Source organism: Rhodanobacter sp. OR87 (assembly GCF_000473345.1).
Taxonomy (GTDB): domain Bacteria; phylum Pseudomonadota; class Gammaproteobacteria; order Xanthomonadales; family Rhodanobacteraceae; genus Rhodanobacter; species Rhodanobacter denitrificans.
The window spans coordinates 1-26,747 of the sequence record NZ_AXBJ01000034.1 but is presented as its reverse complement, the minus strand read 5'-3'; the positions used below and the strand labels follow the sequence as shown (position 1 = coordinate 26,747).

The 26,747-nt window shown below is 68.9% G+C and carries 26 protein-coding genes and 1 pseudogene; 11 read left to right on the top strand and 16 right to left on the bottom strand.

What is annotated here, in order from left to right; all coding sequences use genetic code 11:
• Nucleotides 1–196 (bottom strand): transposase (locus RHOOR87_RS0117695; RefSeq protein WP_027485787.1); only part of this gene is annotated, 196 nt, incomplete at its 3' end.
• Between the two features lie 159 nt (nucleotides 197–355).
• Here RHOOR87_RS0117695 and rsmG point away from each other — a divergent pair.
• Complete coding sequence (gene rsmG, locus RHOOR87_RS0117690; RefSeq protein ID WP_007512215.1) at nucleotides 356–985, top strand: 16S rRNA (guanine(527)-N(7))-methyltransferase RsmG; 630 nt, start codon at nucleotides 356–358, stop codon at nucleotides 983–985.
• 16 nt (nucleotides 986–1,001) lie between these two features.
• On the opposite strand, the gene RHOOR87_RS0117685 is transcribed toward rsmG, so the two are convergent.
• On the bottom strand, nucleotides 1,002–2,363 hold the full coding sequence (locus RHOOR87_RS0117685; protein WP_027485786.1) for a GH1 family beta-glucosidase: 1,362 nt from the start codon (nucleotides 2,361–2,363) through the stop codon (nucleotides 1,002–1,004).
• A 134-nt stretch (nucleotides 2,364–2,497) separates the two neighbouring features.
• Here RHOOR87_RS0117685 and ugpC point away from each other — a divergent pair, with 134 nt between their 5' ends.
• From ugpC to RHOOR87_RS0117660, 5 genes are all read left to right on the top strand, one after another.
• Nucleotides 2,498–3,589, top strand: coding sequence for a sn-glycerol-3-phosphate ABC transporter ATP-binding protein UgpC (gene ugpC / locus RHOOR87_RS0117680; protein ID WP_027485785.1), 1,092 nt, complete (start codon nucleotides 2,498–2,500; stop codon nucleotides 3,587–3,589).
• 77 nt (nucleotides 3,590–3,666) lie between these two features.
• The gene (locus RHOOR87_RS0117675; protein ID WP_027485784.1) at nucleotides 3,667–4,536 is read left to right on the top strand and encodes a ParA family protein; all 870 of its coding nucleotides are present in this window, start codon (nucleotides 3,667–3,669) and stop codon (nucleotides 4,534–4,536) included.
• A gap of 3 nt (nucleotides 4,537–4,539) precedes the next feature.
• Nucleotides 4,540–5,409: a ParB/RepB/Spo0J family partition protein gene (locus RHOOR87_RS0117670; RefSeq protein ID WP_007512224.1), complete on the top strand. Its 870-nt coding sequence runs from the start codon at nucleotides 4,540–4,542 to the stop codon at nucleotides 5,407–5,409.
• A 133-nt stretch (nucleotides 5,410–5,542) separates the two neighbouring features.
• Nucleotides 5,543–6,259, top strand: coding sequence for a glycosyltransferase family 2 protein (locus RHOOR87_RS0117665; protein WP_007512226.1), 717 nt, complete (start codon nucleotides 5,543–5,545; stop codon nucleotides 6,257–6,259).
• Nucleotides 6,260–6,323: 64 nt separating this feature from the next.
• Nucleotides 6,324–6,692 carry a DUF488 domain-containing protein gene (locus RHOOR87_RS0117660; protein WP_007512228.1) on the top strand — a complete coding sequence of 123 codons (369 nt, stop codon included), beginning with the start codon at nucleotides 6,324–6,326 and terminating at the stop codon, nucleotides 6,690–6,692.
• Between the two features lie 10 nt (nucleotides 6,693–6,702).
• On the opposite strand, the gene RHOOR87_RS0117655 is transcribed toward RHOOR87_RS0117660, so the two are convergent.
• Both RHOOR87_RS0117655 and RHOOR87_RS0117650 read right to left on the bottom strand, forming a co-directional pair.
• Nucleotides 6,703–7,638, bottom strand: coding sequence for a patatin-like phospholipase family protein (locus RHOOR87_RS0117655; RefSeq protein WP_027485783.1), 936 nt, complete (start codon nucleotides 7,636–7,638; stop codon nucleotides 6,703–6,705).
• 10 nt (nucleotides 7,639–7,648) lie between these two features.
• On the bottom strand, nucleotides 7,649–8,632 hold the full coding sequence (locus RHOOR87_RS0117650; protein WP_007512230.1) for a YafY family protein: 984 nt from the start codon (nucleotides 8,630–8,632) through the stop codon (nucleotides 7,649–7,651).
• 102 nt (nucleotides 8,633–8,734) lie between these two features.
• Between RHOOR87_RS0117650 and RHOOR87_RS0117645 the strand changes: the two genes are divergently transcribed.
• Both RHOOR87_RS0117645 and RHOOR87_RS0117640 read left to right on the top strand, forming a co-directional pair.
• Nucleotides 8,735–9,625, top strand: a complete 891-nt coding sequence (locus tag RHOOR87_RS0117645) for a hypothetical protein (RefSeq protein ID WP_027485782.1) — start codon at nucleotides 8,735–8,737, stop codon at nucleotides 9,623–9,625.
• Nucleotides 9,626–9,723: 98 nt separating this feature from the next.
• Complete coding sequence (locus RHOOR87_RS0117640; RefSeq protein ID WP_007512232.1) at nucleotides 9,724–10,533, top strand: DUF481 domain-containing protein; 810 nt, start codon at nucleotides 9,724–9,726, stop codon at nucleotides 10,531–10,533.
• Nucleotides 10,534–10,592: 59 nt separating this feature from the next.
• Here RHOOR87_RS0117640 and hemC read toward each other — a convergent pair whose 3' ends face one another.
• Nucleotides 10,593–11,510 (bottom strand): hydroxymethylbilane synthase, encoded by a 918-nt coding sequence (gene hemC / locus RHOOR87_RS0117635; protein ID WP_007512233.1) that lies wholly within the window; start codon nucleotides 11,508–11,510, stop codon nucleotides 10,593–10,595.
• Between the two features lie 123 nt (nucleotides 11,511–11,633).
• Here hemC and RHOOR87_RS0117630 point away from each other — a divergent pair, with 123 nt between their 5' ends.
• Complete coding sequence (locus RHOOR87_RS0117630) at nucleotides 11,634–12,389, top strand: Bax inhibitor-1/YccA family protein (protein ID WP_015449179.1); 756 nt, start codon at nucleotides 11,634–11,636, stop codon at nucleotides 12,387–12,389.
• 63 nt (nucleotides 12,390–12,452) lie between these two features.
• Here RHOOR87_RS0117630 and tkt read toward each other — a convergent pair whose 3' ends face one another.
• The 10 genes from tkt to RHOOR87_RS0117570 all read right to left on the bottom strand — a co-directional run bounded on the left by tkt (nucleotide 12,453) and on the right by RHOOR87_RS0117570 (nucleotide 24,452).
• On the bottom strand, nucleotides 12,453–14,501 hold the full coding sequence (gene tkt, locus RHOOR87_RS0117625) for a transketolase (protein ID WP_027485781.1): 2,049 nt from the start codon (nucleotides 14,499–14,501) through the stop codon (nucleotides 12,453–12,455).
• A 125-nt stretch (nucleotides 14,502–14,626) separates the two neighbouring features.
• The gene (pgm, locus tag RHOOR87_RS0117620; RefSeq protein WP_027485780.1) at nucleotides 14,627–16,273 is read right to left on the bottom strand and encodes a phosphoglucomutase (alpha-D-glucose-1,6-bisphosphate-dependent); all 1,647 of its coding nucleotides are present in this window, start codon (nucleotides 16,271–16,273) and stop codon (nucleotides 14,627–14,629) included.
• A gap of 159 nt (nucleotides 16,274–16,432) precedes the next feature.
• Nucleotides 16,433–18,067: a glucose-6-phosphate isomerase gene (gene pgi / locus RHOOR87_RS0117615; protein ID WP_007512237.1), complete on the bottom strand. Its 1,635-nt coding sequence runs from the start codon at nucleotides 18,065–18,067 to the stop codon at nucleotides 16,433–16,435.
• Nucleotides 18,064–19,158, bottom strand: a complete 1,095-nt coding sequence (gene tal, locus RHOOR87_RS0117610; protein ID WP_027485779.1) for a transaldolase — start codon at nucleotides 19,156–19,158, stop codon at nucleotides 18,064–18,066. The genes pgi and tal overlap by 4 nt, the downstream gene beginning before the upstream one ends.
• A gap of 37 nt (nucleotides 19,159–19,195) precedes the next feature.
• Entirely contained in the window at nucleotides 19,196–19,912 is a 717-nt protein-coding gene (locus RHOOR87_RS0117605; protein WP_027485778.1) for an HAD family hydrolase, read from the bottom strand.
• Nucleotides 19,906–21,312 (bottom strand): glucose-6-phosphate dehydrogenase, encoded by a 1,407-nt coding sequence (gene zwf / locus RHOOR87_RS0117600; protein WP_027485777.1) that lies wholly within the window; start codon nucleotides 21,310–21,312, stop codon nucleotides 19,906–19,908. Before zwf ends, RHOOR87_RS0117605 begins: the two co-directional genes overlap by 7 nt.
• A gap of 191 nt (nucleotides 21,313–21,503) precedes the next feature.
• Nucleotides 21,504–21,881 (bottom strand): GNAT family protein, encoded by a 378-nt coding sequence (locus RHOOR87_RS20870; RefSeq protein ID WP_231378332.1) that lies wholly within the window; start codon nucleotides 21,879–21,881, stop codon nucleotides 21,504–21,506.
• Between the two features lie 211 nt (nucleotides 21,882–22,092).
• On the bottom strand, nucleotides 22,093–22,479 hold the full coding sequence (locus RHOOR87_RS0117590; RefSeq protein ID WP_027485776.1) for a cupin domain-containing protein: 387 nt from the start codon (nucleotides 22,477–22,479) through the stop codon (nucleotides 22,093–22,095).
• A gap of 497 nt (nucleotides 22,480–22,976) precedes the next feature.
• On the bottom strand, nucleotides 22,977–23,960 hold the full coding sequence (locus RHOOR87_RS20060; protein WP_081660220.1) for a GNAT family N-acetyltransferase: 984 nt from the start codon (nucleotides 23,958–23,960) through the stop codon (nucleotides 22,977–22,979).
• Between the two features lie 60 nt (nucleotides 23,961–24,020).
• A complete protein-coding gene (locus tag RHOOR87_RS0117570; RefSeq protein ID WP_027485774.1) occupies nucleotides 24,021–24,452 on the bottom strand; it encodes a GNAT family N-acetyltransferase in 432 nt (143 codons plus the stop codon).
• A gap of 133 nt (nucleotides 24,453–24,585) precedes the next feature.
• On the opposite strand from RHOOR87_RS0117570, the gene RHOOR87_RS0117565 reads away from it, so the two are divergent.
• On the top strand, nucleotides 24,586–25,695 hold the full coding sequence (locus RHOOR87_RS0117565) for an IS110 family transposase (protein WP_037114900.1): 1,110 nt from the start codon (nucleotides 24,586–24,588) through the stop codon (nucleotides 25,693–25,695).
• A 341-nt stretch (nucleotides 25,696–26,036) separates the two neighbouring features.
• Here the strand turns inward: RHOOR87_RS0117565 and RHOOR87_RS0117560 are convergent, their stop codons facing one another.
• Nucleotides 26,037–26,444: a DUF4259 domain-containing protein gene (locus RHOOR87_RS0117560; RefSeq protein WP_007512248.1), complete on the bottom strand. Its 408-nt coding sequence runs from the start codon at nucleotides 26,442–26,444 to the stop codon at nucleotides 26,037–26,039.
• Between the two features lie 85 nt (nucleotides 26,445–26,529).
• Between RHOOR87_RS0117560 and RHOOR87_RS19415 the strand changes: the two are divergent.
• A pseudogene (locus RHOOR87_RS19415) lies at nucleotides 26,530–26,747 on the top strand (IS1182 family transposase); the annotation flags it as partial.

Below are 26,747 nucleotides of genomic sequence, written 5' to 3'. Positions count from 1 at the left end.
AGGCGCGGCACTGGTAGTACACCCGGCCCGCGCGGCGAAACCGCGAGCGTGGCCGGCTGTTGCACCTCGGGCAGCGGAACCCCTGCGGCCAGCGCGCCCGGTATAGCGCCCGGTAGCACCTCGCCTCCGTGCCGTAGCGCCGGATGAACTGCGCCATCGACAACCCCGACTGGAACTGCACTTGGTTCATGGCCATGCCGGTTCTCCGCCTCGTAACATGGCACTGAGCCTCCGCCGCGCACGTCTCACATCACGCGACAGTCGGCTGAGCGTCGTCGCTAATCAGGTGACGGGATTGGCAATGCCGGCGCGGGCCGCGGATACTTTGCGCCCCCCCAAGCCGCCGAATGAGCCCATGACCACGCGCGACGCCTTGCAGGCCCGACTCGAACAAGGCATTGCCGCGCTGGGGCTGTCGCTGCCGGCCGATGCGGTGCCACGGCTGCTCGACTACCAGGCGCTGCTCGAACGCTGGAACGCGGCCTACAACCTCACCGCGGTGCGCGACCCGGCGGAGATGGTCACCCGTCACCTGCTCGATTCGCTGGCGATCCTGCCGTACGTGCAGGGCGCGACTCTGGCCGACCTCGGCACCGGCCCCGGCCTGCCCGGCATCGTGCTGGCGATTGCCGCGCCGGGGCGGCAGATCCTGCTGGTCGATTCCAACGGCAAGAAGGTGCGCTTCCTGCGCGAGGCGATCCGCGCGCTGAAGCTGGACGGCGTGCGCGCGCTGCAGTCGCGGGTGGAAGAGGTCGAGGGCCAGTTCGACTGCATCACCGCACGCGCGTTCGCCAGCCTCGCCGACATGCTGGCCTGGGGCGGTCATCTGCTGGCGCCGGGCGGGATCTGGCTGGCGATGAAGGGCAAGCCGGCGGACGACGAGCTGCCCGGCGTGCCGGCCGGCTTCGCGCTGCGCGAACGCCACGCGCTGAAGGTGCCGGGGCTCGACGCCGAGCGCCACGTGCTGCTGCTCGGCCGCGCCTGAGAAATCCCGAGGGCTCCTACGCGTCTTCGTCCAGCACTGCGCCGTTGCTCTCAATCACTTGCGCATACAGCTTCGCGCTGGCCTTCGGCGTGCGCTGCTGGGTGGCGAAGTCGACGTGGTACAGGCCGAAGCGCTTGGAGAAACCCAGCGACCACTCCAGGTTGTCCAGCAGCGACCACGCGTAGTAGCCCTTCAGGTTCACGCCCGCCGCGATTGCCCGGTGCAGCGCTTGGAGGTGCTTGCGCAGATAGTTCGTGCGCAGCGGATCGTCCAGCACCTCGCCCTCGGCCACCGGCGGGTCGTAGAACGCCGAACCGTTTTCGGTGATGTACAGCGGAATGTCGCCGTAGCGGCCCTTGAACCAGCTCAGCGTGTCGGTCAGGCCCTGCTCGAACACTTCCCAGCCGGTCTCGGTGTAGGTCCTGTTCGGCTGGCGCACCGACACCGCGTGCAACGGATACGCGTTCGCGTCGTGCTTCACCACCGCGCGGGTGTAGTAGTTGATGCCGACGAAATCGACTGGCTGCTTCGTCAGCTTGAAATCCTCGGCCGGGAAATCCGGCCAGGCGTCGCCGAAGATCTCCTTCAGCTCGGGCGGGTAGCTGCCGAGCAGGGCCGGGTCGGCGAACTGCTGGTTCATGTAGGCGTGCGCGCGGGCCGTGGCGGCGAGGTCTTCGGCGCTGTCCGAGTGCGGGTACTTCGGCTCAATATTGAACACCACGCCGATCTCGTGCTTGCCGTGCGCGCGGTACGCCTGGATGCCGGCGCCGCTGGCGCGCATCAGGTTGTGCGCGGCGAGCGGTGCCTCGTACTTGCTGCGGTGGCCCGGCGCCAGCGCACCGTGCAGGTAGCCGCCGTCGGTGACCACCCAGGGCTCGTTGAGCGTGGACCAGCGTGGCACGCGGTCGTCCAGCGCCTTGAACATCACCTCGGCGTACTCGGCGAACCAGTACGCGCTGTCGCGGTTGAGCCAGCCGCCGCGGTCGTCCAGCGCCGCCGGCAGGTCCCAGTGGAACAGCGTGGCGTTCGGCGCGATGCCGTGCTCCAGCAGTTCGTCGACCAGCCGCGAATAGAAGTCCAGTCCCTTCGGGTTGATCCGGCCGCTGCCCTCGGGCAGCACGCGCGCCCAGTTGATACTGAAGCGGTAGCCCTTGAGGCCCAGCGCCTTCATCAGCTGCACGTCTTCACGGTAGCGGCGGTAGTGGTCGCAGGCGACGTCGCCGGTGTCGCCGTTCACCATCATCCCCGGCGTGTGGGCGAAGCGCTGCCAGATGCTGGGGCCGGCGCCGTCGGCCAGCGGGGAACCTTCGATCTGGTAGGCCGAGGTGGCGGCGCCCCAATGGAAGCCGTCGGGGAAGCGGAAGCTGGGGCGCGTCATGGGAGGTCCTGCGATCAAGGCGCTTGATGTAAACGATTACATCGGCAGAATAGCCCAATGTATCGCCGCTGTGCAGACGAGTGCATGCTGTGGCGAAGACCGGCCGTCGTGGCCAACCCCCAGCGGAGATGCCGATGGCTCGCGTGTGCCTGGACCAGCTGCGCAAGGTCTACCCCAACGGCCACGTCGGCGTGGCCGACGCCAGCTTCGAGATCGCCGACGGCGAGCTGCTGGTGCTGGTGGGGCCGTCCGGCTGCGGCAAGACCACCCTGCTCAGGATGATCGCCGGGCTGGAGTCGATCAGCAGCGGCACGCTGTCCATCGACGGCCGCGTGGTCAACGCGGTGGCGCCGAAGGACCGCGACATCGCGATGGTGTTCCAGAACTACGCGCTGTACCCGCATATGACGGTGGCCGAGAACCTCGGCTTCGGCCTGAAGCTGCGCGGGCACAAGCCGGCCGAGATCGACCGTCGCGTGGCGGTGGCGGCGAAGACGCTGGAGCTGGAGGCGCGGCTGGCTGCGCGCCCGGCGGCGCTGTCCGGCGGCCAGCGCCAGCGCGTGGCGCTGGGCCGGGCGCTGGTGCGCGACCCGAAGGTGTTCCTGCTCGACGAGCCGCTATCCAACCTGGACGCCAAGCTGCGCCTGTCGATGCGGGTGGAGATCGCCCGGCTGCACCGCCAGCTTGGCGCCACCATGGTCTATGTCACCCACGATCAGATCGAGGCGATGACCCTGGGCCAGCGCATCGTGGTGCTGGACGGCGGGGTGATCCAGCAGATCGACACGCCGATGGCGCTGTACGAAAGGCCGGCCAACCTGTTCGTGGCCGGCTTCGTCGGCAGCCCGGCGATGAACCAGCTGCGCGGCACGTTGCAGCGCGACGGCGGCTGGACGCTGGCCACCGCCCACGGCGCCATCGCGCTGGGCGAGCCGGCGCAGGCGGCGGCGTGGCAGCTGTGGCGCGATCGCGAGGTGGTGCTGGGCATCCGTCCGGAGCACCTGCAGCCGCAGGCGGACGGCGCCGGTGCGCTGAGCGCCCGGCTGGAAGTGCTCGAGCCGGTCGGCCACGAGGTGTTCCTGAACCTGCGCTACGGCGACCAGCCGCTGGTCGCGCGGGTGCCGCCGCGCGCCCTGCCTGAGCCGGGCAGCACGCTGGCGCTGGGCCTGGCGGCCGAACGGCTGCATCTGTTCGATGCCGCCAGCGGGGCGCGGATCGGTACCTGAGAGCGCAGTCCCCGGGGAGGCAAGCCGCGGCGGCAATGCTAATCTAGCCGTCCTTCGCGAACGGTAGCTATCCATCCATGGCCCGCATCATCGCTGTCGCCAACCAGAAGGGCGGCGTCGGCAAGACCACCACTGCCGTCAATCTCGCCGCGGCGCTGGCCGCGGCGAAGCGCAAGGTATTGCTGGTCGACTTCGACCCGCAGGGCAATGCCACGATGGCCTCGGGCGTCAACAAGCGCGACATCAAGGCCAGCGGCTGCGAGGTGTTGCTGGAGGAAGTGGAGATCGCTGCCGCGATCGTGCCCACCGAGGCGCACTACGACCTCTTGCCCGGCAACGGCGACCTCACCGCCGCCGAGCTGAAGCTGATGGACGCGCTGGCGCGCGAGCACCGGCTGAAGGAAGTGCTGGCGAAGATCGCGCCGAACTACCACACCATCCTGATCGACTGCCCGCCGTCGCTGAACCTGCTCACGCTGAACGCGCTGACCGCGGCCGACGGCGTGCTGATCCCGGTGCAGTGCGAATACTTCGCGCTGGAAGGCCTGTCCAGCCTGCTCGACACGATCAAGGCGGTGCGCCACCGGCTGAACCCCCATCTGGAGATCGAGGGCCTGCTGCGCACCATGTACGACGTGCGCAACAACCTCGGCAACGAAGTCTCCGCCCAGCTCACCCAGCACTTCGGCGACAAGGTGCTGCGCTCGATCATCCCGCGCAACGTGCGCCTGGCCGAGGCGCCCAGCCACGGCCAGCCGATCCATCTGTACGATCGCAGCTCGCGCGGCGCGATCGCCTACATCGGCCTGGCCGGCGAGGTGATCCGGCGCGAGCGCGGGCTGCCGCCGCGCGCCGGCCATGCCGAGGGGCTCGACGACATCGAACCGCCGCCACACGGCGACAGCGGCCCGACGCTCAAGGCGCCGGCCGCCAACCATCAGGAATAAGGCATGGCAGCTGCGAAAAAACGGGGACTGGGACGCGGACTGGACGCCCTGCTCGGTGGCGACGGCGACGCTGCGCCGTCGGTACTGACCCAGGAAGGCGAACTGCGCGTGCTGCCGATCCAGCAGATCCAGCCCGGCAAGTACCAGCCGCGGCGGCACTGGAACGACGAGGCGCTGGACGAACTGGCCGCGTCGATCAAGGCGCAGGGCCTGATCCAGCCGGTGGTGGTGCGCGAGATCGGCAAGAACAGCTACGAGCTGATCGCCGGCGAACGCCGCTGGCGGGCGGCACAGCGCGCCCAGCTGAGCGAACTGCCGGCGCTGGTGAAGAGCGTACCGGAGGCGGCGGTGCCGGCGATGGCGCTGATCGAGAACATCCAGCGCCAGGACCTCACCCCGCTGGAAGAAGCCGACGCGCTGAAGCGGCTTATCGACGACTTCGAGCTCACCCACCAGCAGGCCGCCGATGCGGTCGGCCGTTCGCGCGCGGCGGTGTCGAACATGCTGCGGCTGACCGAGATGCCGGAGCCGATCCGGCGCCTGCTCGACGACGGCAAGCTGGAAATGGGCCACGCGCGCTGCCTGCTGACCCTGGACGAATCCATCGCCGTGCCGCTGGCGCGTCAGGCCTCGACCCTCGGCTGGTCGGTGCGCGAGCTGGAAGAAGCCGCGCGCCGCGCGCAAACCGCGCCGAAAGGCAAGGCCAAGCACGCGCCCGCGCGCGACCCGAACATCGCCGCGCTGGAGCGCGAACTGGCCGAACGCCTGGCCACCCGGGTCGAACTGGCCCAGGGCCGCGGCGGTCGCGGCAAGCTGGTGATCCACTACCACAGCAACGACGAGCTGGACGGCATCCTCGGCAAGATCCGCTGAGACCACAAATGAGTGGGGAAAAGTGAGAGACCTGCCATGCAGGGATTGTCTTCCCCCGTTTCTTGACTTCGCTCCACTCGCTCCTCGCTCCGCCACACGTTCCACGTTCACGTAGATAGTCAGGGCCCGCCCCATGCCGCAACTCTCCGTCGTCGTCCCCGTCTTCAACGAGCGCGACAACATCCCGCCGCTGCTGGCCGAGATCGCTGCCGCCCTGCGCGGCCAGGTCGACTACGAAGTGGTCTACGTCGACGACGATTCCAGCGACGACAGCCGCGCCGTGCTGGCCGCGCAGAAGGCGCTGCACCCGGAGCTGCGCGTGCTGCACCACGTCACCCGCAGCGGGCAGAGCACGGCGGTGTGGAACGGCGTGCGCGCGGCCGTGTCGCCGTGGATCGCCACGCTCGACGGCGACGGCCAGAACGATCCGGCCGACATCCCGAAGCTGCTCGCCGCGCGCGACGCGGCACCGGCCGAAACGCGGCTGTTCGCCGGCTGGCGCACCACCCGCCGCGACAGCTTCAACAAGCGGATCTCCTCGAAGGTCGCCAACGCGGTGCGCTCGCGCATGCTGAAGGACGCCACCCCGGACACCGGCTGCGGCCTGAAGCTGTTCGAGCGCGAGGTGTTCCTGCGCCTGCCCTACTTCGACCACATGCACCGCTACCTGCCGGCGCTGGTCAAGCGCGCCGGTTTCGCCAGCCAGAGCGTGCCGGTGGGCCATCGCCCGCGCACCGCCGGCGTGTCCAAGTACGGCATGCTGGACCGGCTGTGGGTCGGCCTGGCCGATCTGCGCGGGGTGGCCTGGCTGATGCGCCGGGGCAAGGTGACGAAGGTCGAGGAACTCTGATCGGCGTCACGCCGCCTTGCGCCGGCGGTCGTATGCTGGGGATCTTCCTTCCAGGGAGGCACCCATGAGCATCAGCGTCAAACGTGTCTACGAACCGGCCGCGAAGTCCGACGGCTATCGCGTGCTGATCGACCGGTTGTGGCCGCGTGGGCTGAAGAAGGAGGCGGTGCCGCTGGACCTGTGGGCGAAGGAGCTGGCGCCGTCGACCGCCTTGCGCCAATGGTTCGGCCACGATCCGGCATTGTGGGACGGCTTCCGCCACCGCTACGCCGGCGAGCTGGACGCGCTGGCCGAGTACTGGCAGCCGCTGGCCGAGCGGGCTGCACGGCACCCCGTCACCCTGCTGTTCGGTGCCCGCGACGAGGAGCACAACAACGCGGTGGCGCTGAAGGCGTACCTGGACAACTGGCTGCGCACGCACGGCCCGCGCTGAGGCGTGCGGTTCAGGCCTCGCGTTGCGGCGTGCCGGCGCGTGGCCAGTTCGCCAGTGCCGCGCGTGCCTGCAGGCGACCCAGTTCGATCAGCTCGTGCGCGCGGTAGAACTCGTAGGCCAGCGCCATGTTGTGCGGCAGCTGGATCAGCAGGTCCGGCGCGTACGCGGCCAGGCGCAGGCGCGACAGGTTGGCCTGCATCAGGTCCATTGCCTGGGTCAGCAGTTCGAGCGTGCCCGGCTCGCGTGGGCGGCTCTCGCCGCGCGGGAGCATGCGGCCGATGAACTCGCCGATGCGGTAGCGATAGCTGTCTTCCGCGGCCGCCGGCTGGAGCGGCGGTTCCGGCGGCGTCGCCGCCACCGCCGGGCCGTCCACGCTCACCGCGATCAGGTAGTCGGCGCGCTCGCGGATCAGCGGCGTCACCGGCACCGGGTTGAGCAGGGCGCCATCGACCAGCCGGCGGCCATCGATGGTGTGCGGGCGGAACACCGTGGGGATCGCGATCGACGCGCGGATCGCCTCGAACAGGCCGCCGCGGCTCAGCCACACCTCGCGGCCGCGCTCGAGGTCGGTGGCCACCGCGGTGAACGCCAGCGGCAACTCTTCGATCTGCGCGTCGCCGACCAGCCCGCGCAGGGTCTCGATGATCTTGTCGCCCTTGATCAGGCCGCCGCCGGAGAAGCTCCAGTCGACCAGCCTGAGCACGTCGAGCTTGGCCAGGGCGCAGACCCAGTCGCGGTACACGTCGAGCCGGCCGGTGGCGTGGATGCCGCCGATCAGCGCGCCCATCGAGCTGCCGGCGATCGCCACGATCTGGAAACCCTGCGCCTCGATCTCCTCGATCACGCCGATGTGCGCCAGCCCCTTGGCGCCGCCGGCGCCGAGCGCCAGCGCCACGGTCGGCGGGCGCCGCCCCGGCGCGATGCCAACGGGATCGGTGGAGGTCATCGGGCTGCGCTCAGCGCGGTGGTTGCTGGTAGCCGCCGAGCGCCAGCTGCAGCAGGATCTTCATCTCCTCGCGCAGCGGCAGCGGCGCCACCACCTCTGCATCCGGGCCGTACTTGAGCACGTCCATCAGCAATTCCTTGGAGTTGGAGTACGGCAGCTTCAGCTCGTAGCGGCCGTCCGGCAGCCACTCGCCCTTCTGCTGCGAATGCCAGTGCTCGTCGGCGACCCAGCGCGCGGCGTGCTGCGAGAAGCGGATCGTGGCCCACGCCTTCGGCTTGCCGGCGAAGATGCCGTAGCTGGAGGCGAGCAGTTCGTTGAGCTCGGCGTCGGCCACGTCGGTGGCGGGCGTGTCCAGCGCCTGTGCGTCGGCGATGCGGTCCACCGCGAAGCTGCGCAGCGCCTGGCGGTCGTGGTCCCACACGTCGAGGTACCAGTTGTCACGGTAGTGGGTCAGCCGCTGCGGTGAGACCGTGCGCCGGCTGTCCGCGTTGGTGGTGCGCGCGCGGTAGCGGAAGCGCAGTTGCTTCCGCTCCAGCACCGCGCCGGCGACGATGCGGAACACCTGCTGGTCGAGCTTGCGCTCGCCCCACGGAATCACCCGGATGCGTTCGATCGGCAGCGTCTTGCCGTTGTCGTGGCTGGACAGCAGGCCCTCGATGCGCGACTTGAACGGCGCCAGCGCGCCGGCCAGCACGCCGGGGCCGGAGCGGCCGATCAGCTCGTTCAGCGCCAGCAGCGCGGCCAGTTCGTCGGAGGTCAGCCACAGTCCGGGCAGCTCGAATTTCTCGCCCTCGCCCGCCTCGTAGCGGAAGGCGGCCTGGTCGGTGCCGGCGCTTTCCACCGGCGCGCCCAGCGCGTCGCGCAGGAACGCCACGTCGCGGTACAGCGTGGCGCGCGAGCACTCCAGCTCGCCGAGCAGGCGCGACAGCGGAATCGGATAGTGCGCCGACTTCAGCAGCCGGTGCAGGGTCAGTATGCGTTCGTAGCGATCCATGAGAGCGTCGGCATATCGTGGGGAAGAGGCCTTGTGTAGCATGGCGGCGGCCTGCGGCGGTCGCAAGTCGCCGCCTTCGACTCCCCGGATGCCTTTCCGCCCATGCGCGAACTGCCCCCCGACGTCCTCTCCACCGCCGGCATCGACCGCGCGCCGCCGTCGAGCTACGCGGAGATCCTGCTGCGCCTGCTGGCGATCAGCGGCTACGGCCTGTGGCTCTGGCTCGGCATGGCGCTGGCGCTGGGCATGGAGCGGATCGGCCGCTGCGACATGCGGATGCCGCTGATCCTCGGCACCGCGCTGGTCGCGGCGGGCCTGCTGCTGACCCAGTCGCGGCGGCCGGCGGCCGCCGCCGGCCACTGGTCGCCGGAGCATGAGCGCCGGCCCGCGCAGGTGCTGCCGATGGCGCTGCTGAGCTTCCTGCCGGTGCTGCTGGTGATCATCCTGGGCGATGGCCACGGCCATGTCCCGGCGATGCGTCTGGCCGGCGTGGCGCTGATGCTGTGCAGCCTGGTCAGCCTGGTCTACACCGCCTACCGTTATCGCCGCCACCTGTCGCCCGGCCTGCAGCGGGTGTCGTCGTCGCTGCCGGTGAGCCGGCTGATCACCGCCTGGTACGGTGGTGGCCTGTGGTTGTGGCTGTGCACGATAGTGCAGGGCGGGCTGGAGCCGCCGCACCGCGCGTATCCGTGGATCCTGCTGCTGCTGGCGCTGGCCTTGCTGCTGGGCCTGCTCGAAGGCATGCGCTGGCAGCTGCTGGGTCTGCCGCACGGCGCGGGCGGCGAGCTGGAGGCGCACCACGTGCCGCCGGCGCGCATCGTGGCGGCGATCCTCGTTTACGTGCTGCCGTGTGCCGCGCTGTTGCTGACCGAACGCTACGGCGGCGGCTTGCTGGCCGCCGCGCTGACGGTGCCCAGCTGCCTGCTCGGCAAGATGCTGGAGCAGCGCGTCTACGAGACGGCGCTGGCGGGCGGCTTGGCGGCCGGCGGGTGAATCGGCGTGGATGGCGTCGCCACGCCGTTCATTGCCAATTCAAGCCGCCCCGTTAAGGTAGCGGTCTTACTATTGTTTAACAAATGGATCGTCCCCCGATGAAAAAGACCCTGATCGCCGGCCTGCTGCTGGCCGCTTTCGCGAGTTTCGCTGCCCAGGCCCAGAACACTGACGTCAACCCCGCCAGCAACGGCGGCTGGAGCGGTTCGGGCGAGTTCGGCTTCGCCTCCTCCACCGGCAACTCGCGCTCCGAGAACATCAACGCCAAGCTCGGCCTGAGCCAGGAAAACGAGCAGTGGAAGAACAACTTCTTCCTCGATGCGCTGCGCTCGAAGAGCCAGCAGACCATCGTGGATACGAACGGCAACACCCTCAAGCAGTTCAACACCACCGCGAACCGCTATGACGGCGGCGCCTCGGTCGGCCTCAAGCTCGACCCGCGCAGCTACATCGTCGGCGCCGCCCGCTACGAGCACGACGACTTCGGCGCGAACCTGTGGCAGGGCATCGTCTCGCTCGGTTACGGCTACATCGCGCTGAAGGACGGGCGCAACGAGCTGTCGTTCGAAATCGGCCCCGGCTACAAGCGCTACCGCCCCGCCGACGTCGAGCTCGTGGTCAATGGCGTGGTGGAGCACCAGCGGCAGCCGACCGAAAGCGAAATGGTTGCGCGCGGCCTGGCCAACTACAAGTACAAGCTCACCGAGAACACCGCGTTCGAGGACACCTTCCTGATGGAAGCCGGTTCGAAGAACACCTACCTGCAGAACGACGCGGGCGTGGCGGTCAGCATGACCCAGAAGCTGGCGCTGAAGGTCGGCTTCCAGGTGCGCCACAACAGCGACGTGCTGCCCGGCACCAGGAAGACCGACACGCTGACCACCACCAACCTGGTCTACAGCTTCTGAGTAGCGACCGGGGTTGCGGACCGGCGCCGGCCATCGGTGCCGGTCGCCCCTGCGGCTTTTCAGAGCCCGAGAAACTCCGCCGCGCCCTGCGCCAGCAGCTCGGCCGCCACCTGCCGGCCCAGTGCGATCGCCTGGTTGCTGGGGCCGCTGGCTTCGGCGCGCAGCAACCGGCCGCCGGCCGCGTCGCCGACCAGGCCGCGCAGGTGCAGGCCGTGTTCGCCCAGCATGCACCAGGCACCGACCGGCACCGTGCAGCTGCCGCCCAGCGCCTGGTTCATCGCGCGCTCGGCGCTCACCGTGAGCCGGGTGTCGGCATCGTCCAGCGCGGCCAGCAAGGCCAGCACGCCGGGCTGGCCTTCGCGCGCCTCGATCGCGATCGCCGCCTGGCCCGGCGCCGGCAGCCAGTCCGGCGCGGCCAGTCGCGAGCGGATGCGCGCGGCCAGGTCGAGGCGCTCCAGCCCGGCGCAGGCCAGCACGATCGCGTCGTAGGCGCCGGCGTCGAGCTTGCCCAGCCGGGTGCCGACGTTGCCGCGCAGGTCGAGCAAGACGAGATCCGGCCGCAACGCGCGCAACTGCGCCTGCCGGCGCAGCGACGAGGTGCCCACGCGCGCGCCATGGGGCAGCGCGGCCAGGTCGTCGTAATGGTTGCTGACGAACGCGTCGGCGGCGTCCGCGCGCGGCAGGATCGCCGGCAGCGCGAAGCCCGGCTCCAGCTGCGCCGGCACGTCCTTCAGCGAATGCACGGCGAGGTCGGCGCGGCCTTCCAGCATCGCCACCTCGAGTTCCTTCAGGAACAGCCCCTTGCCGCCGATCGTGGCCAGCGGCTGGTCGAGGATCTCGTCGCCGCGCGTGCTCATCGGCACCAGTTCCACCGTCAGCCCCGGGTGCGTCGTGCGCAGCAGCGTGGCGACATGTTCGGCCTGCCACAGCGCGAGCGCGCTCTTGCGGGTGGCGATACGCAGGGTGGCAGGGTTCATCGGGGCTCCGCACGGTTCGGCAAGAGCGCATTGTCGCGTAGTTTCTGCGCAGCGGCGTAACGGCATGTTGGCGCAGGGCGCCGGCAAAGCCGCTACGATGAGGGCAAACCACGGGAGCAGACCATGCAAAGCGGCAATCCGGCGCTCAACAAGAACACCTTCCTCGACGCTTCCAGCGGCGCGGTCTTCACGCGCGGCGACGAGGCGATGACGATCAACGGCACGGTCAACAAGACCGGCCTGCTGCTGCTCCTGGTGCTGGTCGGCGCGATGGTCAGCTGGAGCCGCTTCGCCGGCCCGGACAGCCTGCCGGCGATGCTGCCGCTGGTGCTTGGCGGCGCCCTCGGCGGCCTGGTGCTGGGCCTGGTCACCGCGTTCAAGAAGACCTGGGCGCCGTTCACCGCGCCGCTGTACGCGGTGGCGGAAGGGCTGTTCATCGGCGCGCTGTCGGCGATCTTCGAGCTGCGCTACCCCGGCATCGTGATGCAGGCGGTGGGGCTGACCTTCGGCACCATGGCCGCACTGCTGCTGGCCTATCGCAGCGGGCTGATCCGCGCCACCGAGAAGTTCAAGCTCGGCATCGTCGCCGCCACCGGCGGCATCATGCTGCTGTACCTGGCCAACTTCGCGATGGGCTTCTTCGGCCACTCGATCGGTTTCATCAACGGCAGCAGCGGCGTCGGCATCGCGTTCAGCGCGGTGGTGGTGGTGATCGCGGCGCTGAACCTGATCCTCGACTTCGACCTGATCGAAACCGGCGCCCAGCAGGGCGCGCCGAAGTACATGGAGTGGTATGGCGCGTTCGCGCTGGTGGTGACCCTGGTCTGGCTGTACCTGGAACTGCTGCGCCTGCTGTCGAAGCTGCAGTCGCGCAATTGATCGACTGAAAACAAAGAGGCCGGCGAATCGTCGCGATCCGCCGGCCTCTTCGTGTCCGCGGGCTTATTTGCCCAGCAGTGTCTTTGCCCGGCGCACCACGTTGTCGACGGTGAAGCCGAACTCCTGCAGCAGCTTCTCCGCCGGGGCGGAGGCGCCGAAGTGGTCGAGGCCGAGCATGTCGCCCTTGGCGCCGACGTAGCGGTGCCAGCCCTGCGCGACGCCCAGTTCCACCGCCAGCCGCGCCGGCACGTCGGGCGGCAGCACGCTGTCGCGGTAGGCCTGCGGCTGCGCGTCGAACAGCTCCCAGCTCGGCATCGACACGCAGCGCACGGCGATGCCGTCGGCCTGCAGCGCCTCGGCGGCTTCGACGATCAGGCCGACTTCGGAGCCGCTGGCGATGAGGATCAGTGAGGGCCTGCCGTCCTTTGCATCGCTGAGCACGTATGCACCTTTGCGCAAGCCGTCGGCGCTGGCGTAGCGGGTGCGATCCAGCGTGGGCACGTTCTGCCGGGTCAGCGCCAGCAGCACCGGCCGCTTCCTCGTCTCCAGTGCCACCCGCCAGGCCACCGCGGTCTCGTTCGCGTCGGCGGGGCGGATCAGGGTGAGGTTGGGAATCGCGCGCAGGCTGGCCAGCTGCTCCACCGGCTGGTGGGTGGGGCCGTCCTCGCCCAGCGCCACGCTGTCGTGGGTGAACACGTGCACCACGTGCACGCCCATCAGCGCGGCCAGGCGGATCGCCGGGCGCATGTAGTCGGAGAAGATCAGGAAGGTCGAGCCGTACGGCACGAAGCCGCCGTGCACGGCCAGCCCGTTCGCGATCGCGCCCATCGCATGTTCGCGCACGCCGAAGTGCAGGTTGCGCCCGGCGTGGCTCCAGCCGCCGCCGTCCGAACCCTGGCTGTCTTCGCCCGGCGCCAGCGGCGGATTGAAGTCGCCCAGGTCCTTCAGCGCGGTGTGGGTGGACGGATCGAGGTCGGCCGAGCCGCCGAACAGGGCGGGCAATCTCGGCGCGATCGCGTTCATCACCTTGCCGCCGGCGACGCGAGTGGCGAGGCCCTTGGCGTCGGTGGGGAACACCGGGATGTCCGCGTCCCAGCCCGGCGGCAGTTCGCCGTCCAGGCGGCCCTGCAACTCGGCGGCCAGCTCGGGGAAGGCTTTGGCATAGACGTCCATACGGCTGTTCCAGGCGCGCTCGACTGCCACGCCGCGATCCAATGCCTCGCGCAAATGCGCCAGCGCCGGCGGCGGCAGCAGGAAGTCCGGTTCGACCGGCCAGCCCAGCTTCTCCTTCGTCTTCCTGACGTCCTCGACGCCCAGCGGCGAGCCGTGCGCCTTGAACGTGTCCTGCTCGGGCGAGCCGTAGCCGATATGCGTGCGCAGCAGGATCAGCGAGGGCCGCGTGGTGTCGGCGCGCGCTTCAAGCAGCGCGGCGTCGATCGCCGCCAGGTCGTTGCCGTCGGCCACGTGGATGGTCTGCCAGCCGTAGGCTTCGAAGCGTTTCGCGCGATCCTCGGAGAAGGTGATGTCGGTGCCGCCGGCCAGCGTCACGTCGTTGTCGTCGTACAGGCAGACCAGCTTGCCCAGCTTCAGGTGCCCGGCCAGCGAGGCGGCCTCGCTGGCCACGCCTTCCATCAGGTCGCCGTCGCTGACGATGGCCCAGGTGCGATGGTCGATCACGCGATGGCCGTCGCGGTTGTAGCGCGCGGCCAGGTGCGCCTCGCCGATCGCCATGCCCACCGCGTTGGCCAGGCCCTGGCCGAGCGGGCCGGTGGTGATCTCGACGCCCGGCGTGTGGCCGTACTCGGGATGCCCGGGCGCCTTGCTGCCCCACTGGCGGAACTGCTTGAGGTCGTCCAGCGTGAGGTCGTAGCCGGTGGCGAACAGCAGGCTGTACAGCAGCGCCGAGCCGTGGCCGGCGGACAGCACGAAGCGGTCGCGGTCGGACCAGTGCGGATTGGCGGGGTTGTGCTTCAGCTGCCGCGTCCACAGCGCGTAGGCCATCGGCGCGGCGCCCAGCGGCAGGCCGGGATGGCCGCTGTTGGCCTTCTGCACCATGTCCACCGACAGGAAACGCAGCAGGTCGATGCATGGCTGGTCGAGGGGGTGGGACATGGCGGTACCTCCGGTGGCAAGTGTTAGGTAGGAGCCCGCTCGCGGGCGATGCCTTGGTTCGGAATCTCCAACAGACATCAAGACAAGAGCATCGCCCGCGAGCGGGCTTCTACACGGGTTTCGGGTCAGGCGAGCGCGGCGTCGACGATGCCCTGGGCTTCCTTCAGCAACGCCTGCAGGTGTTCCTCGCTCTGGAAGCTTTCGGCGTAGACCTTGTAGATCGCCTCGGTGCCGGACGGCCGCGCGGCAAACCAGCCGCTGGCGGCGATCGCCTTGATCCCGCCGATCGCGGCGCCGTTGCCGGGCGCGTGGTCCAGCACCTGCTCGATCTTCTCGCCGGCCAACCGGTCGCTCTTCACCTGGTCGGGCGACAGCTTGGCCAGCTTCGCCTTCTGCGCCGGGGTGGCGGCGGCGTCGACGCGGCTGGCGAACGGCTTGCCGAGCTCGCGGGTCAGCTGCGCGTACAGCTCGCCCGGGTCCCTGCCCTCGCGCGCAGTGATCTCGGCCGACAGCAGCGCCGGCACCAGGCCGTCCTTGTCGGTGACCCAGGCCGTGCCGTCGCGGCGCAGCAGCGAGGCGCCGGCACTTTCCTCGCAGCCGAAGCCGAGCGAGCCGTCGAACAGGCCCGGCGCGAACCACTTGAAACCGACCGGCGCCTCGAACAGCCGGCGGCCCAGCCGTTTCGCCACGCGGTCGATCAGCGCGGTGCTGACCACGGTCTTGCCCACCGCGGCGTGCGCGCCCCACTGCGGGCGATGGCGGAACAGGTAGTCGATCAGCACCGACAGGTAGTGGTTCGGCTCCATCAGCCCGCTGCTGCGGGTGACGACGCCGTGGCGGTCGTGGTCGGTGTCGCAGGCGAACGCGACGTCGTATTGGTCCTTCAGGCCGATCAGCCGCTGCATCGCGTACTTCGACGACGGGTCCATGCGGATCTTGCCGTCCCAGTCCACGCTCATGAAGGCGAACTGCGGGTCGACCACCGCGCTGACCACGGTGAGGTCGAGCTTGTAGCGATCGGCGATCGGCGCCCAGTAGTGCACGCCGGCGCCGCCCAGCGGATCGACGCCCATATGCACGCCGGCACTGCGGATCACGTCGAAGTCGACGATGTTCGCCAGGTCGGCGACGTAGCTGTTGAGGTAGTCGTGCTCGTGCGTGGTGGCCGCCTGGCGCGCCTGCGCGTACGGCATCCGGCGCACGTCCTTCAGGCCGCCTTCGAGCAGGGCGTTGGCGCGGTTCTCCACCCACTTGGTGATGTCGCTGTCGGCCGGGCCGCCGTTGCTGGGGTTGTACTTGAAGCCACCGTTGTCCGGCGGGTTGTGCGACGGCGTGATCACGATGCCGTCGGCCAGGCCGCTCGTGCGCCCCTTGTTGTGGACCAGGATCGCGTGCGACACCGCCGGCGTCGGGGTGAACTCGCCGCCTGTGGAGATCATCGTCGCGACGCCGTTCGCGGCCAGCACTTCCAGCGCGTTCTCGAACGCCGGCTGCGACAGCGCGTGGGTGTCGGCGCCGATGAACAGCGGGCCGTCGATGCCTTTCGAGCGGCGGTACTCGCAGATCGCCTGGCTGATCGCCAGGATGTGCGCCTCGTTGAAGCTGCGCTCGAGCGAGCTGCCGCGATGGCCGGAGGTACCGAACGCCACGCGCTGCGCCGGCACCGCGGGATCGGGCTTCAGGTCGGCGTAGGCGGCCAGCAGTTGCGGGATGTCGACCAGGATCGACGACGGTGCCGGCTTGCCGGCGAGGGGACTGATGTGTTGACTCATGGGTCTCTCAAGTGACTGTGGGCATTCTCCTCCCCCTGCTCGCCCCAAAGGGACTTCCTTCGGTCGCAGGGGGAGGTCGGGAGGGGGTTGCGCGGGCTCGCGACGGCCGGTCAAGAGCACCCCACCCCAACCCTCCCCTGCAAAGCAGGGGAGGGAGTTTCAAGCGGTGTCGCGCAGCTGGCGATAGCGGCGGATCAGGGCGTTGGTGGAGCTGTCGTGCGCAAGCGTCGGCATGTTCTTCGCGGTCAGCTCGGCAATGGTGGTCTTCGCCAGCTGCTTGCCCAATTCCACACCCCACTGGTCGAACGAGTCGATGTCCCAGATCACGCCCTGCACGAACACGCTGTGCTCGTACAACGCGATCAGCGTGCCGAGCGTGTGCGGAGTGAGCTTCTTGGCGAGGAGGGTGCTGCTGGGACGGTTGCCGGGGAACGTGCGGTGCGGGGCCAGCGCCGCATCGGTGCCGGCGGCACGCACTTCCTCGGCGGTCTTGCCGAACGCCAGCGCCTCGCCCTGGGCGATCAGGTTCGCCAGCAGCAGGTCGTGCTGGTCGCCGAGCGGGTTCAGGCTCTGGCCGAAGCCGATGAAGTCGCACGGCACGAGGCGCGTGCCCTGGTGCAGCAGCTGGTAGAACGAGTGCTGGCCGTTGGTACCCGGCTCGCCCCAGTAGATCGGCCCGGTGGCGTAGTCGACCGCGGCGCCGTCCCGCGTCACGCGCTTGCCGTTGCTTTCCATGGTCAGCTGCTGCAGGTAGGCCGGGAAGCGCTTCAGGTATTGCTCGTACGGCAGCACCGCGACACTGGCCGCGCCGAGGAAGTTGTTGTTCCAGATGCCGAGCAGGCCCATCAGCACCGGCAGGTTGCGTTCCAGCGGCGCGTGGCGGAAGTGTTCGTCCATGGCGTGGAAGCCGGCCAGCATCGCGCGGAACTGCTCCGGGCCGATCGCCAGCATGGTGGACAGGCCGATCGCCGAGTCCATCGAGTAGCGCCCGCCGACCCAGTCCCAGAAGCCGAACATGTTGGCGGTGTCGATGCCGAACTTCGCCACCTCGGCGGCGTTGGTGGAGACCGCCACGAAGTGCTTCGCCACCGCCGCCTCGTCGCCCAGTGCGGCCAGGCACCAGGCGCGCGCGGCGTGCGCGTTGGCCAGCGTCTCCAGCGTGGTGAAGGTCTTCGAGCAGACGATGAACAGCGTCTCGCCCGCGTCGAGGTCGCGCACCGCCTCGGCGAAGTCGGTGCCGTCCACGTTGGAGACGAAATGGAACGTCAGGTCGCGCCGGCTGTAATCGCGCAGCGCCTCGTACGCCATCACCGGGCCGAGGTCGGAGCCGCCGATGCCGATCGAGACCACGTGGCGGATGCGCCGGCCGTCGTGGCCCCGCCACGCGCCGCTGCGCACGCGGTCGGCAAACGCGGCCATGCGGTCGAGCACGTCGTGTACGTCCGCCACCACGTCGTGGCCGTCGAGCAGGATCTGCTGCGTGCGCGGCGCGCGCAGCGCCACGTGCAGCACGGCGCGGTTCTCGGTGGTGTTGATCCTGTCGCCGCGGAACATCGCCGCGATCCGTTGCGGCAGGCCGCAGGCCTCGGCCAGCTCGCGCAGCAGGCGCAGCGCGTCGGCGTCCACCCGCTGCTTGGCGTAGTCGAAATACAGGCCGACGTCCTCCAGCACGTAGCGCTCGCCGCGCTTCGGGTCGGCGGCGAACAGCTCGCGCAGATGCTTGTGGCCGATCGCGTCGGCATGCCGTTGCAACGCCTGCCACTGGGGCAGGCGGGTCAGTCGCGGCTCGCTCATGGCAGCTGGGATTCCTTTTCGAGTGCGCTGGCCTTGTCGGCGATGCGCTGCAGCAACTGCTGCCACGATTTCACGAACGCCGCGGCGCCGTCGCGCTGCAGCTTCAGCGCCAGCGCGTCGAGGTCCACGCCGGCGGCGGCGATCTGCGCCAGCACCGCGTCCGCGTCGCCGCCGTCGTCGGCCAGCACGCCGTGCAGCTGGCCGTGGTCGGCGAACGCGTGCAGGGTCTTCTCCGGGATCGTGTCGATGGTGTCCGGCGCGGCCAGCGCGCTGACGTACAGCGTGTCCGGCGCGGACGGGTCCTTCACCCCGGTGCTGGCCCACAGCAGGCGCTGCGGCCGCGCGCCGGCGGCGGCGAGCTTCTGCCAGCGCTTCGAGGCCAGCAGTTCGCGGTAGGCGCGGTAGGTCTGCTGGCCGATCGCGATGCCCAGCTTGTTGTGCAGCGCCTCTGGCAGCTGCTTGTTGGCGGCCACGTCCCAGCGGCTGATGAACAGCGAGGCAACCGAGCCCACGCGCGGGTTCAGCCCGGCTTCCAGGCGCCGCTCGATGCCGCGCAGGTACGCCTCGGCGACGGCCTGGTACTGCGCGCAGGAGAACAGCAAGGTCACGTTGATCGGGATGCCGAGGAAGATCGCCTCCTCGATCGCCGGCACGCCTTCCGGGGTGCCGGGAATCTTCACGAACAGGTTGTCGCGCCGGCCCTGGTGGTGGATGTGGCGTGCCGCGGCGATCGAGCCGGCGGTGTCGGCGGCGAGCAGCGGCGAGACCTCCATCGAAACCCAGCCGTCGACCTGGCCGCTGGCGTCGAACACCGGGCGGAACAGGTCGGCAGCGCGGCGCAGGTCTTCCAGCGCCAGCTCGGTGAACAGCGTCTCGCCGGCCAGCCCGGCCAGTGCCTTGGCGTGGATGCCGGCGTCGTAGGCGTCGCCGTTGCCGATCGCCGCGTCGAAGATGCTGGGGTTGGAGGTCAGCCCGGTAATCGAGTCCTCGGCGATGTAGCGCGCCAGCGTGCCGTCGTCGAGCAGCGTGCGGGTGATGTTGTCCAGCCACAGGCTCTGGCCGAGGTCGTGCAATTGGCGAGTCGCTTTCATGCTTGCTCCGTGTCTCCGATTCGATCGATAGATGATGTCAGTCTGCCGGCAGGCTGATCGCGGGCGCGCTCGGCAGGAAGTCTTCCAGCTTACGCCGGCGCAGATCGCCGATGCACGCGAGGGTCAGGTCCGGCGCCGGCGCGACGGCTTCGCCGGCACCGGCGGCCGCGTAATGACCCTGGCGCACGAACACCGTGGTGAGCTTGCGGCCCAGGTGCTGCTTCATCGCGGCAAGAACGTGCGGCTTGTCGTCGACCATCACGTAATGCGCGGCCGGGTAGCGCTGCTGCATCGCCACCAGCATCTGCTGCTTGTGCACGTAGATCAGCACCTCGCCGCGCAGCGCGGCCCACAGCCCGGCGCGGCGGATCTTGTGCGGCTGGAACACCACGTCGCCGTCGGACAGGATCGCGGTGGGGCCCAGCGTGCGCAGGTGCGCCACGGTTTCCAGCGCGTGCGGATACAGCCGTTCGGCAAACGGGTAGTCCAGCAGGTAGGACGACATCTGCAGCAGCGACGGGTCGTTGTCCAGGCCGGTGCGGAAGCGCTGCAGCGCGCCCAAGTAATCGGCGTAGCCGAATTGCTGGCGCAGCTCCTCGTAGATCGCCCAGTAGCGCTCGCGCGCGGCGGCGCCGAACGCCGCCTCCAGCGTGGCGCCGAGGTCGGCGCCGAAGCGGTCGTTGTCGAGCAGGGTGTTGTCCACGTCGAGCAGGAACACCACCGCGGCGGCTTCGGCGGCAGGGTGGCTCAGCATGGCCGGTTCTCCTCCGCGCGCGGGTCGTGCCAGCCCTCGTCGCCGCCGACCAGGTGCGCCGCCGCGGGCGGACCCCAGCTGCCCGGTTCGTAGAACGCCACCGCGCCTTCGTGGGCCAGCACGCGGTCCACCACCGCCCACGCCGCCTCCACGCATTCGTCGCTGGTGAACAGCGCGTTGTCGCCGCGGATGGCGTCGCCGAGCAGGCGCTGGTACGGCGACTTCTCCGGCGCCAGGTCGTGCCGCACGACCAGCTCCACCGGCTCGCCGCGCATCTCCTCGCCGGGCTGCTTCACCCGCATGCCTTCGGCGATGACCACCTGCGGGCTGAGCCGGAAGCGGAAGTAGTTCGACTGCGCCGCGCCGACCGGGTCGAACACCGACAGCGGCGGCGCCTTCATGTCCACCATCACCTCGGTGGTGGTGAGCGGCAACTTCTTGCCGGCGCGGATGTGGAACGGCACGCCGGCCCAGCGCCAGGTGTCGATGTGCAGGCGCAGCGCCACGAAGGTCTCCACCTCGGAATCGGCGGCCACGCCGTCGACCTCGCGGTAGCCGCGGTACTGGCCGCGCACCACCTCGGCCGGGTCGAGCGGGCGCATCGCGCGGAACAGCCGCAGCTTCTCGGCGCGCAGCGCCTGCGGGTCGTTGCCGATCGGCGCGTCCATCGCCAGCAGCGAGGTCACCTGCAGCAGGTGGTTCTGCAGCACGTCGCGGATCGCGCCGACGCCCTCGTAGAACGCGCCGCGGCCGTCCACGCCGAACTGCTCGGCCATGGTGATCTGCACGCGGTCCACGTAGCGGTTGTTCCACACCGGCTCCAGCACGGTGTTGGCGAAGCGGAAGTACAGCAGGTTCTGCACCGGCTCCTTGCCCAGGTAGTGGTCGATGCGGAAGATCGCCGACTCCGGGAACACCGCGTGCAGCGTGCGGTTGAGCGCCTGCGCCGAGGCCAGGTCGCGACCGAACGGCTTCTCCACCACGATCCGCGCGCCGTCGGCGCAGCCGGCCTGCTGCAGGTTCTTCGCCACCACGGCGAACAGCCCGGGCGGGATCGCCAGGTAGTGCAGCGGCCGCTGTGCCGCGCCCAGCGCCTGCTTCAGCTGCGCGAACGTGGCCGGGTCGTTGTAGTCGCCATCGACGTACTGTAATCGTGCCGCCAGCTGCGCGAAGGCGGCCTCGTCCACCGCGCCGCCCTGCTCCTGCGCCGCGTGCGCCAGGCTGTCGTGCGCGCGCTGGCGCAGCTGCTCCACGCTCCAGCCCGAGTGCGCCACGCCGATGATCGGCAGGTTCAGCCCGTCGTGCAGCAGCATCGCCTGCAGTGCCGGAAAGATCTTCTTGTAGGCCAGGTCGCCGGTGGCGCCGAAAAAGACCAGGGCGTCCGAGCGGGGTGTCGGCATGATGATGGCGTTCTCCTTGGGGGCGGCGGGCGAACTTGCCCGACATGCGGCGCGCATCATTCCACGCGCTACGGCAGGACGTCGCCAACATGCCGGACATCGGGTTCGCTTTCCAGCGTGCACGGCTGCAGGTTAAGTCGATGCATAAGCCGGGGCGTGCCGGCGTGGCGGCCATACCAAGTGCCGTCCGCTCAGCCGTCCGCCAGGTCGTCGGGAATCAGCGAATAGACCACCGCGCGCTCGGGCCGGCCCTGGAACAGCACGCGGTTGCGTGCCTCCACCTCGCGCAGCGCGCCCAGCTTCTCCGCCACCCGCTGGCTGGCCGCGTTGTGCGGCAGCACCACGATCTCCAGCCGCGTCAGGCCCAGCACGTCGAAGCCCAGCCGGGCCGCGGCCCGGGCCGCCAGCGTGGCCACGCCGCGGTTCCGCGCCGTATCGCACACCCAGTAGCCAAGATTGCCCATCCCGTGGGCGCGGTTGACGTGGTTCACCCCGGTGCCGCCGATGACCGCGCCCGTGCCATCGAACACGCCGAGGGGAAATTCGGAGCCGGCCGCCCAGCACGCCATGCCGTGCTCGACCCAGGCGGTCGCATCCGCCAGCGCATAGTCGCGGTGGCACCAGGGCAGCAGTACGACAGCGACTCCACCGAACTGCGCACCGCCCGGTACAGCGGCTCCGCGTCGCCTGCCGCCAGCGGGCGGACGACGATCCCGCCTTGCCGCTGCAGATACGTCATGGCGATCCGCCCCGCGGCGCCTTGTCCCCCGTCGGATGCGCTCATCGGACCCGCCCGGCGTCGTCGGCACGGCTGGCCGGGTTCGGCTCCTGCCGCACGATGTCGATGGAGATCTCCACGGCCGGCACCGTGCCCCGGTTCTCGAGCCAGTGGACGGTATGCCGGTCCTCGGGCCAGCCCACGCCGGGGCCGTAGTCGGTGGCGATGCCGTCGCGATGGTCGGTGATCGTCCCTTGCAGGATGTAGACGAGGCCCGGCCGATCCCGGTGGTCGTGGACGGGGCCGAACACCCCGCCCGGCGCGATGGTGACCTTGCGCATGCGCAGCTGGCGCCCGGCCATGCCCTCGATTTCCGGGCCCAGGTCCATGATCGCCAGCGACTGGACCGTGACGCCGCGCGTTTCAGGGGCCGTCGGTTCTTTGCTCATGGTGCCTCCGGTGCGTGTCGTCGGTCAGCGCGCCGCGCACCCACGGGCAGTCTGACACGGCCAAGCCGTCCGCTGAACCGTGGGAACGCGCGCAGCAAGCCTTCAAATACCTCGAAACTGGCCTGCTCGGCTTCCTGCTTCCATCGTTCGTACCGCGACGGCGGGTAATCCACGCCGAAGCGGCCGAAGTGCGCCCAGATGTACTCGTCGATGGATAGCCTCACGAAACCCCCTGGCTTCGAGCGCCTTGGCGCATGTCGTCTTTCCGGCGCCGGCAACCCCGCACATCATCACGACATGGCCTGGTGTCGGTTGCAGATGTTCGATCGCGGGAAGATCGATCAGGTATCCAACGCCCGAGCCAGGCGACGGCGAAGCACGGACGGGCAGTATGCGCGAGGGAGGCGCGCTGACCGGCAGCGACTGCACGCCCGGGGCGAAACCCCTCAGGCATCCGGGTTGACGGGGAAGCCACCGGGAGAATCGTTGGCCGCCAGTTAGCGCAGCTGCTTGGTCATGAATACGCTGTTGGGATCGGCCTGGTAGCTGCCGAAAGGCGGGCATGGCACGAATCCGGCCGATGCGTACAGGCGACGCGCTGCTTCGAAGAAGGCCATGGATCCCGTCTCCAGGCTCAGTCTCGAATAGCCGCGCGCCACCGCCTCCTGAATGAGGTGCTGCAGCAGTCGCGAAGCCACGCCCCGCCGCAGATGGGACGCGGCCGTGCGCATGGACTTGATTTCGGCGTGCGACGCGTCCAGATGCTTGAGCGCGCCGAACCCGGCCAGCAACGGACCGTCCCAGATGCTCCAAAAGGTGACGTCGGGACTGCGCAGGCCGCCAAGATCAAGCGCGTGGCGACTTTCCGCCGGGGCGGTGGGCGCGATGGAGTCCAGGTGCTCGCGAAGCAACGCAAGCACCTCGGGACTTTCCAGACTGTCGATGTGGATGTCCAGGTGCTGCCTCTTGCCGCCCAATGCTGGAGCTGAGCCGCCGGCAGCCCGCGTAACGGGATGACGGCCGGTTGCAGCGAACGACCAGGTCGGGCTGCCGTGATGGGCAGCCTCGGCCAGTTCCTTGAACGTTTGACTTTCGATGGCGATATACCGCTGCGCGAGAGCGCCGGCGAAAAGCGCAGCAACGCGGCCAAGAATACCTGCAAACGCGAAATCGAGCCGGAGTCTGCACCTTGAGCCGCCGATGGGATCGACCGCGTGATTCGCCACCATCCTCAGACCAGGCGATTGGGACCGCCAAACGAAGCTGCGGCCCGCCTCGACGGAGGCGACCTCCCAGATGGCAGGGCGAACTTTCGGCTGGACAACGTGAAATCGCGCACCGACCACCAGCACGCTGTTGCCCAACGGCTCCACCGAGGTGACGGTCGGCAGCCGCTGCGGCCACGACAGCACATCCGACAGCAACCTCCAGACCAGCTCGGCCGGCGCTTCGATGTCGATACTGGTGGTGTAGGTGCGCATGATGTTGTCCAGCGCCGGAATCCAGCCGGCCCGCGAAGCGCGTTCGCCTCGAAGAAATGATCAGGTCTCAAGCTTGGTGCGGAAGTGAAAGCACTCCATCCCGAATCCCTCGCGAAAGTAGAACCGGTGCGCCTGCTCCCGGGTGGTGCGCGAAATGAGCTGGATCTCGCTGCAGCCCAACTCCCGGCCGATGCGCCTGAGGGCGGCGATCAGTTGCGCGCCGTGGCCCCGCGAACGCGCCTGTCCGTCCGCAACCAGGTCGTCGATGTAGAGCAGCCTTCCGCAATAAAGCATGTTCATGACGCGATAGGCAGCCACGGCTTTCACCGCGCCCTCGTCGGACAGCGCCAATACCCTCAGCCCATCGCTGGCCATGAGGCTGCGGATCGTGGGAACGTACTGGCTTTGCTCGAGGTGCGGCCGAAGCTGCTGCATGACGGCGAACGTTGCAGCGATCTGTTCGTCGGTTTCAGCGTGCTCGATGGTGGTCATTGGGGTCTAGCGCCTGAGTTGAGCGACGGCGAAGCCGTCCGCCTCGAACGAGTAAAAAGAGACTTCCTCCCCTTTCGGCCTCGAGGGCCATGATGGTGTTGCGACACAACCGTCAGCAGAGGAGGAAGTCTCCATGAGCACTATAACCCTGGGTGTGGACCTGGCGAAGCGGGTATTTTCGGTGTGCGAGATGGATGCCGCCGGGCGTGTGCTGCGGTGGCACGAACTGAGGCGCGAAGCCTTTGCTGCGTGGCTCGGCCAACAACCGGCCGGCGCCGTGGTGGCGATGGAGGCGTGCAGCGGAGCGCACCATTGGGTGCGCCGTTGCCTCGCGCTCGGGCTGCAGCCGAAGGTGATCGCCGCGCAGTTCGTCGGCCCGTTCCGCAAGAGCCGCACCACCAAGAACGACCGCAACGACGCCGAGGCGATCGCCACCGCCGCCCGGCAGGGCAACATGCGCTTCGTGCCGGTGAAGTCGGTGGAGCAGCAGGCGCGGCTGGCGTGGCACCGGGTACGCGAGGGGTACAAGGCCGAGAGCCTGGCCATCGACAACCGGTTGCGTGGGCTGCTGGCCGAGTTCGGCATCGTGGTGGCCACGAGCGATCTGGCACTGCGCCGGGTGCTGGCCGACCTGGATGCGCATGATGGGTTGCCCGGCGAGTTTCGCGAGCTGCTGCGCGACCTGGCCGCCCACTGGGCGAAATTGCGCGAGCGCATCGATGCGTGCGATGCCCGCATCGACACGCACGCGCGACAGGATGCACGCTGTATCCGGCTGCGCTCGATCGTGGGCATCGGACCGATCACCGCCGACGCGGTGGTGGCGACGCTGGGTGCCGCGACCGACTTTCGCAACGGCCGGCAGCTGGCCGCCTGGCTGGGTCTGGTGCCGATGCAGCACTCCAGCGGCGGTCGAGCGCGGCTGGGCACGATCAGCTGTCGTGGCGACGCCTACCTTCGCACGCTGCTGATCCAGGGTGCGCGCAGCAGCCTGCAGCGGGCCAAGGCGGTGGCGACCGAGAAGGCCACACCGGAACAGTTGTGGATACGCACTCTGGATCGGCGGATGCCGTTCGGCAAGGTGCTGGTGGCGATCGCCAACAAGCACGCGCGGCAACTGTGGGCGATGCTCGCGCACGACCTCGACTACGATCCGGATGCACACGTAAAGCACCCCATGGCGCGGCGTCTGGCTGACCAGCACACCCTCACTGCGACGGCATGCATGAATCCGCACATGTAAACACGTTCCACGTCAGCGCGAAGCGGTAGCAACGGGTCAGACCCACCCGGAGAGAACCTGACTAACATCCTGGACGTCCAAACGTGTTTCGGCCGATCCCCGAACACTGACGACACCGATGAATGAACGAGGTCTCCGGGCGCGGTTTATACCCTGGTCCGCATCAGCCACACCGATGCAACAAGACCGTTTACGGAAATGCAGTCTGACAACGTTCAACGCCACACGCACTGACACGCGCGACGCAGCAAAGAGAACAACACCATGACCAGCGAACGCCTGAAAGCTCAAGGCAAGAACATCAAGCGGGCGGTATTGACGGGAAGTCTCTTACGGAAATGTTAGGCCTGCAGCCGCGCACGTAAAGCGCTGACGCCTGCCTGCCAATCATTGAACTCATCTGATTCTTCCCACAACTCCCGAAGCTCTGAGTCCGGAGCGAGCACGCGATCGACGACCTGGACTGCATGAGACACGACCGCCGCATCCACGGACGGTTTGACGCGGGCAACCCACGCAGTGAGCTCTTCCTCGGCCTGCGACGCGGCAGAGGCATGACCCAACACAAGCGCAACTACCTCGCAGGCCGCGATACCTTGTTGGGCCTCTGGTGCCTCCAAGTACCCCGCTGTGCTTTGCACGCGCTCGATGGCTTCTTGGACGGGTGACAAGTCAGTCCCCTCGATAAGATCACCGATGAGGTCACCAGCATCGTCGTTGGCAAAAGAATGGAGTGCCCAAGTACCCATGCAACCTCCCCTGTAGGCCTAACGAGGTTGTAGAAAAACCTCCGCTCATCCTGCTTCAATAGCCCCACGTGAACAAGGGGGCGGCATGGCACGCTACCGGCATATCGATATGAGTCCGCGGCTGTTGCCGGTGGATCTGCAGGCGCAGCTGGTGCCGGGATCATTTGCCCATGCCGTGCACCATCTGGTCGATCAGCTGGATCTGTCCGCCTTCGATGCGCATTACCGCAATGACGACAGCGGCGCGCCGGCCCATGCGCCGACGATGCTGCTCAAGGCCGTGCTGCTGGCGTATTCCCAAGG

What these genes read in the sequence shown, in the direction of transcription:
- rsmG (WP_007512215.1), top strand. Translation starts at nt 356, where the DNA reads ATGACCACGCGCGACGCCTTGCAGGCCCGACTCGAACAAGGCATTGCC.
- RHOOR87_RS0117685 (WP_027485786.1), bottom strand. Translation starts at nt 2,363, where the DNA reads ATGACGCGCCCCAGCTTCCGCTTCCCCGACGGCTTCCATTGGGGCGCC.
- ugpC (WP_027485785.1), top strand. Translation starts at nt 2,498, where the DNA reads ATGGCTCGCGTGTGCCTGGACCAGCTGCGCAAGGTCTACCCCAACGGC.
- RHOOR87_RS0117675 (WP_027485784.1), top strand. Translation starts at nt 3,667, where the DNA reads ATGGCCCGCATCATCGCTGTCGCCAACCAGAAGGGCGGCGTCGGCAAG.
- RHOOR87_RS0117670 (WP_007512224.1), top strand. Translation starts at nt 4,540, where the DNA reads ATGGCAGCTGCGAAAAAACGGGGACTGGGACGCGGACTGGACGCCCTG.
- RHOOR87_RS0117665 (WP_007512226.1), top strand. Translation starts at nt 5,543, where the DNA reads ATGCCGCAACTCTCCGTCGTCGTCCCCGTCTTCAACGAGCGCGACAAC.
- RHOOR87_RS0117660 (WP_007512228.1), top strand. Translation starts at nt 6,324, where the DNA reads ATGAGCATCAGCGTCAAACGTGTCTACGAACCGGCCGCGAAGTCCGAC.
- RHOOR87_RS0117655 (WP_027485783.1), bottom strand. Translation starts at nt 7,638, where the DNA reads ATGACCTCCACCGATCCCGTTGGCATCGCGCCGGGGCGGCGCCCGCCG.
- RHOOR87_RS0117650 (WP_007512230.1), bottom strand. Translation starts at nt 8,632, where the DNA reads ATGGATCGCTACGAACGCATACTGACCCTGCACCGGCTGCTGAAGTCG.
- RHOOR87_RS0117645 (WP_027485782.1), top strand. Translation starts at nt 8,735, where the DNA reads ATGCGCGAACTGCCCCCCGACGTCCTCTCCACCGCCGGCATCGACCGC.
- RHOOR87_RS0117640 (WP_007512232.1), top strand. Translation starts at nt 9,724, where the DNA reads ATGAAAAAGACCCTGATCGCCGGCCTGCTGCTGGCCGCTTTCGCGAGT.
- hemC (WP_007512233.1), bottom strand. Translation starts at nt 11,510, where the DNA reads ATGAACCCTGCCACCCTGCGTATCGCCACCCGCAAGAGCGCGCTCGCG.
- RHOOR87_RS0117630 (WP_015449179.1), top strand. Translation starts at nt 11,634, where the DNA reads ATGCAAAGCGGCAATCCGGCGCTCAACAAGAACACCTTCCTCGACGCT.
- tkt (WP_027485781.1), bottom strand. Translation starts at nt 14,501, where the DNA reads ATGTCCCACCCCCTCGACCAGCCATGCATCGACCTGCTGCGTTTCCTG.
- pgm (WP_027485780.1), bottom strand. Translation starts at nt 16,273, where the DNA reads ATGAGTCAACACATCAGTCCCCTCGCCGGCAAGCCGGCACCGTCGTCG.
- pgi (WP_007512237.1), bottom strand. Translation starts at nt 18,067, where the DNA reads ATGAGCGAGCCGCGACTGACCCGCCTGCCCCAGTGGCAGGCGTTGCAA.
- tal (WP_027485779.1), bottom strand. Translation starts at nt 19,158, where the DNA reads ATGAAAGCGACTCGCCAATTGCACGACCTCGGCCAGAGCCTGTGGCTG.
- RHOOR87_RS0117605 (WP_027485778.1), bottom strand. Translation starts at nt 19,912, where the DNA reads ATGCTGAGCCACCCTGCCGCCGAAGCCGCCGCGGTGGTGTTCCTGCTC.
- zwf (WP_027485777.1), bottom strand. Translation starts at nt 21,312, where the DNA reads ATGCCGACACCCCGCTCGGACGCCCTGGTCTTTTTCGGCGCCACCGGC.
- RHOOR87_RS20870 (WP_231378332.1), bottom strand. Translation starts at nt 21,881, where the DNA reads ATGGCGTGCTGGGCGGCCGGCTCCGAATTTCCCCTCGGCGTGTTCGAT.
- RHOOR87_RS0117590 (WP_027485776.1), bottom strand. Translation starts at nt 22,479, where the DNA reads ATGAGCAAAGAACCGACGGCCCCTGAAACGCGCGGCGTCACGGTCCAG.
- RHOOR87_RS20060 (WP_081660220.1), bottom strand. Translation starts at nt 23,960, where the DNA reads ATGCGCACCTACACCACCAGTATCGACATCGAAGCGCCGGCCGAGCTG.
- RHOOR87_RS0117570 (WP_027485774.1), bottom strand. Translation starts at nt 24,452, where the DNA reads ATGACCACCATCGAGCACGCTGAAACCGACGAACAGATCGCTGCAACG.
- RHOOR87_RS0117565 (WP_037114900.1), top strand. Translation starts at nt 24,586, where the DNA reads ATGAGCACTATAACCCTGGGTGTGGACCTGGCGAAGCGGGTATTTTCG.
- RHOOR87_RS0117560 (WP_007512248.1), bottom strand. Translation starts at nt 26,444, where the DNA reads ATGGGTACTTGGGCACTCCATTCTTTTGCCAACGACGATGCTGGTGAC.